The organism is Luteibacter sp. P4_E6 (genome assembly GCF_056401535.1).
This window is the reverse complement of the sequence record NZ_JBFUJE010000139.1, coordinates 1-9,028: the sequence shown is the minus strand read 5'-3', so window position 1 is coordinate 9,028 and position 9,028 is coordinate 1. Positions and strand designations below refer to the sequence as shown.

9 protein-coding genes are annotated in these 9,028 nt (G+C 66.1%); 5 read left to right on the top strand and 4 right to left on the bottom strand.

The window, feature by feature from the left end:
* A partial coding sequence (locus tag AC1DT2_RS10645) for an RNA methyltransferase (protein WP_477296169.1) occupies positions 1 to 655 on the bottom strand: 655 nt, incomplete at its 3' end.
* A 134-nt stretch (positions 656 to 789) separates the two neighbouring features.
* Here AC1DT2_RS10645 and AC1DT2_RS10640 point away from each other — a divergent pair.
* Positions 790 to 1,593 (top strand): inositol monophosphatase family protein, encoded by an 804-nt coding sequence (locus tag AC1DT2_RS10640; RefSeq protein WP_477296168.1) that lies wholly within the window; start codon positions 790 to 792, stop codon positions 1,591 to 1,593.
* A gap of 266 nt (positions 1,594 to 1,859) precedes the next feature.
* Positions 1,860 to 2,909 (top strand): metallophosphoesterase, encoded by a 1,050-nt coding sequence (locus AC1DT2_RS10635; protein ID WP_477296167.1) that lies wholly within the window; start codon positions 1,860 to 1,862, stop codon positions 2,907 to 2,909.
* 5 nt (positions 2,910 to 2,914) lie between these two features.
* On the opposite strand, the gene hda is transcribed toward AC1DT2_RS10635, so the two are convergent.
* The 3 genes from hda to AC1DT2_RS10620 all read right to left on the bottom strand — a co-directional run bounded on the left by hda (position 2,915) and on the right by AC1DT2_RS10620 (position 5,821).
* On the bottom strand, positions 2,915 to 3,610 hold the full coding sequence (gene hda / locus AC1DT2_RS10630; protein WP_213950054.1) for a DnaA regulatory inactivator Hda: 696 nt from the start codon (positions 3,608 to 3,610) through the stop codon (positions 2,915 to 2,917).
* Entirely contained in the window at positions 3,607 to 4,764 is a 1,158-nt protein-coding gene (locus tag AC1DT2_RS10625; RefSeq protein WP_477296166.1) for an AI-2E family transporter, read from the bottom strand. The genes hda and AC1DT2_RS10625 overlap by 4 nt, the downstream gene beginning before the upstream one ends.
* 70 nt (positions 4,765 to 4,834) lie before the next feature.
* Positions 4,835 to 5,821: a DUF2066 domain-containing protein gene (locus AC1DT2_RS10620; RefSeq protein ID WP_477296165.1), complete on the bottom strand. Its 987-nt coding sequence runs from the start codon at positions 5,819 to 5,821 to the stop codon at positions 4,835 to 4,837.
* A 137-nt stretch (positions 5,822 to 5,958) separates the two neighbouring features.
* Between AC1DT2_RS10620 and purM the strand changes: the two genes are divergently transcribed.
* The 3 genes from purM (at position 5,959) to AC1DT2_RS10605 (ending at position 8,485) form a co-directional block, all read left to right on the top strand.
* Complete coding sequence (purM, locus tag AC1DT2_RS10615) at positions 5,959 to 6,996, top strand: phosphoribosylformylglycinamidine cyclo-ligase (RefSeq protein WP_477296164.1); 1,038 nt, start codon at positions 5,959 to 5,961, stop codon at positions 6,994 to 6,996.
* A gap of 8 nt (positions 6,997 to 7,004) precedes the next feature.
* Positions 7,005 to 7,643, top strand: coding sequence for a phosphoribosylglycinamide formyltransferase (gene purN, locus AC1DT2_RS10610; protein ID WP_477296163.1), 639 nt, complete (start codon positions 7,005 to 7,007; stop codon positions 7,641 to 7,643).
* Between the two features lie 140 nt (positions 7,644 to 7,783).
* A complete protein-coding gene (locus AC1DT2_RS10605) occupies positions 7,784 to 8,485 on the top strand; it encodes a DUF3108 domain-containing protein (protein WP_477296162.1) in 702 nt (233 codons plus the stop codon).
* Positions 8,486 to 9,028 lie beyond the last annotated feature (543 nt).

The window sequence follows — 9,028 nt, the reverse complement described above, 5'->3', positions numbered from 1 at the left end:
GCTTCAACATGATGGTGACCGGCGAACGGCCCTTGTGGAACTCGATGTCATCCAGGGTCTGCTCCAGATGGGTAAAGAATCGCTCGAGCTGCTCCGCGTCGGCCGGGACCTCGTCGGGGTCGATGTCGGCCACCGGTGCCTGTGCCTCATCAGCCAACAGGGCCGTGCGCAGCTCGTAGGCCACCACCTGCACCGCCTGGGAAAGATTCAGCGAGCTGAAATCGTCCACGCTGGGGATGCGGATCATGGCATGGCAGCGGGAGAGCTCGTCGTTCTCCAGGCCCGTCCGCTCGTTGCCGAACACCAGGGCGACCTGCTCGCCCCGACGGGCGGCGGCGAGGGCCTGGGCCACACCCTCGCGCGGATCGAGCTCGGGGATGTTCACCCCGCGGCGTCGCGCCGACAGGCCGAGGGCGAAGGTCGTGCCGGCCAGTCCCGCCACCAGATCGTCCTGGACGGACGCGTTGCCGAGCACATCGTCAGCGCCCGCCGCCAGCGCCGTGGCTTCCGGATCCGGGAACCGGTGGGGAGCCACCAGGGTCAACCGGTCGAAGCCCATGGTGCGGATGGCCCGCGCCGCCGAGCCGATATTGCCCGAATGGGAGGTGCGGACGAGGACGAAACGGAGACGATCGTTGAGCTCTGAGAGGGCCATGGCATCGGGGGGCTGAACGGGAGGACCGGAAAGTCTACAACGGCAATGACTTGGGTGAGCCGCAAGGCAGTGTTAAACTGCCCGACCGACGCGGCCCGACCGCGCTCACCTGTTCTTTTACCAAGTCGATCCCCATGCCCAGACCCGCCGTCAACGTTGCGGCGCGCGCCGCGCGCTCCGCAGGAAACATCATCCTGCGCTACATGAATCGCCTCGAGGGCCTCGCGGTCGTCGAAAAGCAGCGCATGGACTTCGCTTCCGAAGTCGATCGCCTCGCTGAAGCCGAGATCGTGAAGGAACTCCGTCGCGCCTACCCCACCCACGCCATCCTTGGCGAGGAATCGGGGCAGATCGGCAAGGGACCGTTGRCCTGGGTCATCGATCCGCTCGACGGCACGCACAACTACCTGCGTGGCATCCCCCACTTCTGCGTCTCCATCGCCTTGGTCGAAAAGGGCGAGCCGGTCTACGGCGTGGTCTTCGACCCCCTGCGCGATGAGCTCTTCACCGCCAGCAAGGGCGACGGCGCCTACCTCAACGATCGCCGCATCCGCGTGGGCAAGCGTGAGGGCCTCGCCGGTGCGCTCATCGCCACCGGTTACCCGTATCGCGCCCGCAACCATCTCGAACCGCAGCTGGCGATGACGGCGGCCCTGCTCGCCGAGGCCGAAGACATCCGTCGTATGGGCTCGGCAGCGCTGGACCTGGCCTACGTGGCGTCCGGCCGCGTCGACGGCTTCTTCGAGCCGGCACTCAACATCTGGGACATCGCCGCGGGTGCCCTGCTGGTACGCGAAGCCGGCGGCATCTACGGCGACTTCGCCGGCCGCGAAGGCCTGCCCGAGAGTGGCAACATCATCGCCGGCAACATCAACGTCGCCAAAGCGATGACGGACGTGATCAAGGCCAACGCCACGGCGCGCTTGCTCGGGGTTTGATCCGACAAGCAATGTAGGCGATTGGCTCGCCTGGATGAGCGACTACGCCGAATGACCGACAACCAAAGCGCGCGCCCCGACAGGGCGCGCGCTTTGCGTTTGGGCTCCAGAAAAACAAGCTCGGCGAACGCCACGGCTCACTGTCGTCCTCAAGCTTGAACAGCCCTGGCGATCGCCTACAGGCGCCGGCTTGCCATCGGTCTAGCCTGTCGTCGTTGCGAACCGGACGTTCGCACGCATCCGCAACGACACAAGGACGACATGCCGTGCCAGGAAAACCCCTCACCCGCTGCACCCTCACCGTGGCGATCGCCATCGGCGCCCTCACCTTCGCCGCGCACGCCGCCGCCGAGGTCCGGACGATGATCGTCACGTCCGACCCGCAGTACCCCTGGACGGATCGCACGGACAGGGGCGCGCAGGAAAGCGACTACGAGCGCGACCAGCGTTCCGAAGCCCTCATCACCGAGCAGTACCGGAGCATCGCCGCTTTTCGGGCGCAACGACCCGGCGAGGACATTCCGGTGTTCATCAACGGCGATCTGACGGCCTACGGACATGGCGACCAACGCAGCGTCATGGCGAGGCTGCTGCCCATCCTCGGCGACAACGTACACCTTGGACTCGGCAACCACGATTACCAGAACAATATCCGCCGGGTAAACGATAAGGGCGAGACGCAAGGCTGCTACAACGACGGCTGCGCGCGCGACAGCATCGCTGACCTCGTTCAGCACGTGACGGATAAAGCCGCGAAGGTCGCCTTCGATTTTTCGGTGAAACCGGGTGTATTCAGCGCCCTTCACGAGGGCAGCCTCGCCTATGCGGTGCAAGCTCCTGGAATGGATCGCGTACTGAACATCCAGCTCAACAACTTCCCGGAGTACACGGTGACCTTCGAGTCGACTGAAGGACTCCGCGTGCAGCGCCACCAGATTGTTTCCTCCCTGCCGTGGCTAGGCAACCTCATCGAGAGCAAGCTGGAGAAGCCGGCCTTCGGAGACTGGAAGGATCGCGACTACGACTTCGCCATCGTCCACATGCACGACCCGACCGAGTACAGCGGCGACTTCGCGAGGCTGGTCACGAACGCCGACGTCGCCGCCATCTTCGCCGGTCATCTCCATGAGGACATGGGTCGCTATCGCAACATCGGCAGCGTCCCCGTCTTCCTCAGCGGTTCGGCATCGCAACGCACCTACCTCATCGTCGAACATGACACCGATGAGGGCGTGCTGAGGGTATACGGCGTGCGCGGAAACAATCCTGCGCTGAAGGAACTGATCGGCACCGTGCCAGTGCACCGAGATCGGTGATCGCCTCAGTCGTTCCTGAGCAGATTGCGCAGGAACGGCACCGTCACCCGTCGCTGCGCGGCGAGCGACGCGCGATCGAGCGTGTCGAGCAGATCGAGCAACGCGCCGAGGTCGCGGGCATGGTGCGCGAACAGCCAGTCGAGCACGCTGTCGTCCAGTTCAATGCCACGGCCGGCCGCGTGGTCGCGGAGCACCTGTCGCCGCTCGCCATCGGCCAACGGCTTCAGCAACGCCTGCGTGAGCGAGCCGAGCCGCGACCGAAGATCCGGCAAGGCGATATCCATCGAAGCGGGCGCACCGACGGAAGCAAACAGCAACGTGCAGCCATCGGCGCGATACCGGTTGAAGGTATCGAACAGCGCATGCTCGGCGTCGGCCTCTCCGGCGATGGAATCGACATCGTCGATAGCGAGCACATCGCTACCGGCCATGCCGCGAATGGCCGCTGCCCGGGGGCCACGCAGACCAGCCAGCGGCAGGTACTGCGCCGTGCGTCCCGCGTCGATGGCCGCCTGACAGGCTGCGATCAGCAGATGCGTGCGGCCGCTCCCCACCGGACCGGCGACGAAGACCCAGGGCGCCGCCGGATCGACGGCGGCGGCATGCACCGCCTCGACCGCCACGGCGTTTTCGCCCGCATGGAAGTGTTCGAATCGCTGGCGGCGCGGCCAGCGCAGCGCGAGAGGGAGCTGGGTCGTCATGGACCGCCGTCGCCCGGAATGGTGGGTTGGACCGGCTTCACTTTCACATCCACGTCCACATCGACATCGATGCGTTCCGGCTCGCTCACGGCGGCCGGCTCCGTGTAGAGATCGCTCTCGCGGTAACGCGCGAACACGTAGCGCATCAGTACCACGACGACCGACGCCGCCGGCAGAGCCAACAGCACGCCGAGGAAACCGAACAGGTGGCCGCCGGCGAGCACGGCGAAGATCACCGCCACCGGATGCAGGCCGATCTTGCTACCGACCAGGCGAGGCACCAGCACATAACCTTCGAGCAACTGGCCCACGGTGAACACACCTGCGACCAGGAGGACGTGGGTCCAGTCGCCGTATTGCACGAGAACGGCAATTATCGCGGCAACGAAGCCGATCATGAAACCCAGGTAAGGCACGAAGCTGAGCAGGCCGGCGACCATGCCGATCAAGGGACCGATCGAGATGCCGCACAGCGTGAGGCCGAGGCCATAGAACACGCCGAGCGCCAGCATCACCAACAGCTGACCACGAACGAAGGCGCCGAGCACCTGGTCCGACTCGCTCGAAAGACGCACCACGGTCGGCTCGATGGAGCGCGGTAGCAGGCGCTGGATATGCGCGATCATCGTGTCCCAGTCGCGCAGGAGATAGAACGCGACGACCGGGATCAGCACGAGGTTGGTCAACCACATGACGATGCCCATGCCGGACTGCGTCACCTTGGTCACCGCTGTCGCCAGCACGCTGCTCACCGAGCCGATGTGCTCCTTGATCGTCGCGATCAGGCGATCAGCGTCGAAGACGTCGGGGTCAAGGTGCAGGCGCTGCTGAATCCACGGCAAGGCCGTGCTCTTGGCCCATTCCACGTAACGCGGCAGGTTCTCGGCGAGGTTCTCGAACTGGTGCTGGATCAGCGGAACCAGAAGCAGCAGTGCGCCAATGACGACCAGCGCGATGACCGCGAAGACGATGCTGACCGCCCACGAGCGCCCCATGCCCAGGCGCTGCAGGCGATCGGCCAGCGGGTCGCCGAGGTAGGCGAGCATCGCGGCGACGGCGAAGGGCATGAGCACCGGCGCAAGCAGCCAGATCACGAAGATGATGACGGCGCCGATCGCAAGCATTTGCCAGCGGCGCGAAGTGTCGTGAGTCATGCGATTCCAGTTTCGACGTAGGGAAGACGCCGCCATCGTCCCGTGGCGGCGGTGACGCCATTGTCGCGGATCAGGGGATCCAGCGAACGGCGAGGTCGGCGCCGTCATGGGCGTCGGCGGCCAGAACGTGGCCTGCGGAGGCATAACCGGCGATCAGGCGGGCCAGCGGCGCCGTGGCACTCACCGTGAATAGCACGCCATCGGCGGTGGCCCCGACAGGAGCCACTGACTTCACCGAGGGGTCGCTCTGGAAGGTCGACAGCAGGCCGGCATAGTCGGCGGCCGAACGCAGGCCGGACACCCATACCTTGCCACTGGAGCTTCCGCCCTGGGCCGCCGTGAACTGGCGGTCCAGCTTGTCCGCCATGGCGTTGGCGCCGTTGGAGAGCAACGCCGCCCGCGCCTCACCGCTGTCCTTCCAGCTGGACGCGCGTCCCGCCGAGACCAGGGTCCAGTCGGTCTGGTCGCCGCCGACCTTGCCGATAAGGATCACGGCCGTGTTGTACTGGCGCGCCACGGTGGCGATCGCCGCGGCGTCGCCGCCGGCGATGGCGCTCGCATCAAGAGTGGAATCCGGCTTCGGCAGGACGATCTGGTAGCCGCGGGTGTCGGCCATCTGCGACAGCGGCAGGAGATCCTGCTGACCGAGGGTCTTGCCGCTCGCGTCGCGGGCAATCACCAGCACCGGCGGCTTCGGCGCCGCCGCGGCGGCATCGCCGACGGCCAGCACGCGGCGGATCGCGCCGGGGTCGAACACGATATCGAGGCTCAACGGCGCACCATTGGCCCCACCGGTGCGCGCGTACTGATACTGCTGGACCAGCCCACCGGGCTGCTTCATGGCGTCGGCATAACCCGGTTTGGACCGGGGATCCGCGCCATTCGAGGCCCGGGCGAGCACCTGGGTAAGGCCGTTGGCAAAGGCCTGGTCGCGCACCGCGGCGCTGGTATCGGCCACCGGCACCGTGACCGTATAGATCGCGGTCTGCGCCGCCGCCGTGCCGACGAAGGACAGCAGGAAGAGCATTAGGAAGGCGAGGAGACGGGCTGGGCGCATGGTTTTGGCGTCGCTTTGTGAAGACGGGGAGTCTGCCCAAACCTTGCCATGCCGTCCATCCAGACGGCGTGCAGGGCAAAGCCATGGGGCTGCTTGCTGTTATCATGCACGGTTTCCAATACGCGCCGGAATCGCTTATGTCCTCCGACCAGGGCTCCCTTACCTACCGCGACGCGGGTGTCGACATCGACGCCGGCAACGCCCTTGTCGAACGCATCAAGCCCATGGTCAAGCGGACCTTCCGCCCTGAAGTCATGGGCGGGCTCGGTGGTTTCGGCGGCCTGTTCGACCTCTCCGGGCGTTATAAAGAGCCGGTCCTCGTCTCGGGTACCGATGGCGTAGGCACCAAGCTCAAGCTCGCACAGAACCTGGGACGCCACGACACCATCGGTATCGACCTGGTGGGCATGTGCGTCAACGACGTGCTCGTGCAGGGCGCGGAGCCGCTGTTCTTCCTCGACTATTTCGCCACGGGCAAGCTCGACATCGATACCGCCGCCGCGGTCATCAGCGGCATCGCCCGCGGCTGCGAACTGGCCGGTTGCGCCCTCATCGGCGGCGAGACCGCGGAAATGCCGGACATGTACCCGCCGGGCGAGTACGACCTCGCCGGCTTCACCGTTGGCGCGGTGGAAAAGTCCGCCATGAACGATGGCTCGACCATCGTCGCCGGCGACGTCATCCTCGGCGTAGCCGCCTCCGGCCCGCATTCCAATGGCTACTCGCTGATCCGCAAGATCCTCGAGCGGGCCGGCTCCCCGCTCGATCTCGACATCGGCGGCGTGAAGCTGGGCGACGCCCTGATGGCGCCCACGACCATCTACGTGAAGCCGATCCTCGACCTGCTAACGAAAGTGGACGTGCACGGCATGGCCCACGTCACCGGTGGCGGCCTGAAAGAAAACATCATCCGCGTGGTGCCCGACGGCCTCGGCCTGACCATCGATGCCTCCTCGTGGCAGTTGCCGCCGGTATTCCAGTGGCTGCAACGCGAAGGCAACGTGGCCCGCGAAGAAATGTGGCGCACGTTCAACTGCGGCATCGGCTTCACCGTGCTGCTCGCCCAGGACCAGGTCGACGCCGCGAAGGCCGCGCTGGCCGCCCACGGTCTCGCCTCCTGGGCGATCGGCTCGGTCGTCGCCGCCAGCGGCGACGAGCGCGTCCACATCGCCTGATCCGCTCCGTGGATCGACCCTTGCGTGTCGCCGCGCTCGCTTCCGGGCGCGGCAGCAACCTCGCCGCGCTGATCGCTGCGCGGCTGCCGATTGAATTCGTGCTGGTGGGTAGCGACAAGGCCTCCGCTGGCGCACTCGCGGTGGCCGCAGAGTCCGGCATTCCCACCGTCGCACTGAACCCCCGTGACTACGCGACGCGTGCCGATTTCGATCGCGCGTTGTTCGGTCGTGTTGCCGATGCCGGTGCGGATCTCCTGGTCCTGGCCGGTTTCATGCGGATCATCGACGCGGGCGTTGTCGCCGACTGGGAAGGCCGTGCCATCAACGTGCATCCGTCGTTGCTGCCGAAGTATCGCGGCCTGCATACGCACCGCCGATGCCTCGAAGCCGGCGACGCCGAGCACGGTGCCAGCGTTCACTTCGTCACGGCGGAACTGGATGGTGGCCCGGTCGTGGCACAGGCGCGAATCCCCGTCGGCCAGGATGACACCGAGGCCTCACTGGCCACGCGGCTGCTTGTCGAAGAGCACCGGTTGCTGCCGGCCGTCGTCGGCGCGATCGCCAGCGGTCGTTTGCGGTGGGAAGGCGGGGCCGTCTTCGACGGCGACCCGCTGACCACTCCCCTGGACATCACCGAGCTCTTGTAGGAGCCGATTCATCGGCGATCCCGCGGCAGCGGGCCCGGTCATCGCAAGCACCCATTCGCCGATGAATCAGTTGCTACCGAGCTGGCCCGTCCGCGATCCCACATGCCCCACATTCAGGCGCCGCCGCTAAACTCGGAGGCATGAAGACGACTCCCCTGCTCCGCGCCGGCCTTGCGCTGGCCCTCGCCCTGCCTGTCGCCGCGTTCGCCGCGGATGTACCGCAGTCCTTCACCGCGACGTATCACGTGCTCCAGGGCGGCGATCCGCTCGGCGACGCGACCATCACCCTGAAGTCCGCCGGGAATGGCCAGTACGAGTACAGCAACCAGACCAAGGGTACGGGCGGCCTCGCGGCCATCGCAGGCGCCAACGTGACCGAGACCTCGCGTTTCGCCTGGTCCGGCAAGGTGCCTGCGGCGATCAGCTATCACTACGCGCTGGACTCCTCGTTCAAGAGCAAGACACGCGACCTGACCATCCAGGGCAACACGGTCCAGGTACAGGACACCAAGAAGAGCTATTCGTACGCCGCCGTGCCAAACATGGTCGAGCGCAACACGCTGCCGCTCGCGCTCGGCGTCGCACTGGCATCAGGCCAGCAGCAGGTCAGCTTCCCCGTGGCCGTGAAACAGGCCGTGGAGAACCAGTCGTTCAAGGTGTCGGGCAAGGAGAAGGTCACCGTCCCCGCCGGCTCGTTCGATGCCGTACGTGTGGACCGTGCCGATCAGGCCGCGAGCTTCAGCGCCTGGTATGTCCCGACGAAGTATCCGGTCCCGGTAAAGCTGGCGCAGAAAGACGGCGGCGACCTGACACTGGAGCTGGTGAGCTTCCAGGGCAAATAAAAAGACTCTCCACTCATTACCAGGGCTCGGGCGCTCGGCTTCGCGGGCTCGGCTTTGCCATCGCTCTCTACACTTGGGCGTCTCGCGGGGAGACCTTGGTGCCCACCCTCGCTGCTCAGACACGTCCTCCGCGTTCGACAAGGAAAGGCCGCTCACGCGGCCCACGTATCTATTTGGCCTACGGCCGCTCCACTTGTGCGGAACTCGCCTCGAGGGYGGACACCAAGGTCTCTCACGACGATACGGTCAGCKGGACGGAGAGCCGTTTGGGGCGGGTGTTGCCRCCGAAGCSGGCCGTTACGGCGGTCGTGCAGATACGTCATTCCCGGCGCGGCGAGCGTTTTCCTCGCCGCTGCGCTACCTAGCGCGGACGATCTCGRCGCGCTGGGGTCGACCGTTTGGCGATGCCGACGAGCCAGCAACCGAAGCGGCGCTGCTTYGTCGGCTCGACCCACACGAACCTCAGGGATGGGAAGAGYCTTCGGTGCCCACCCTCGAGGCGAGTTCCGCACAAGTGGAGCGGCCGTAGGCCAAATAAGTACA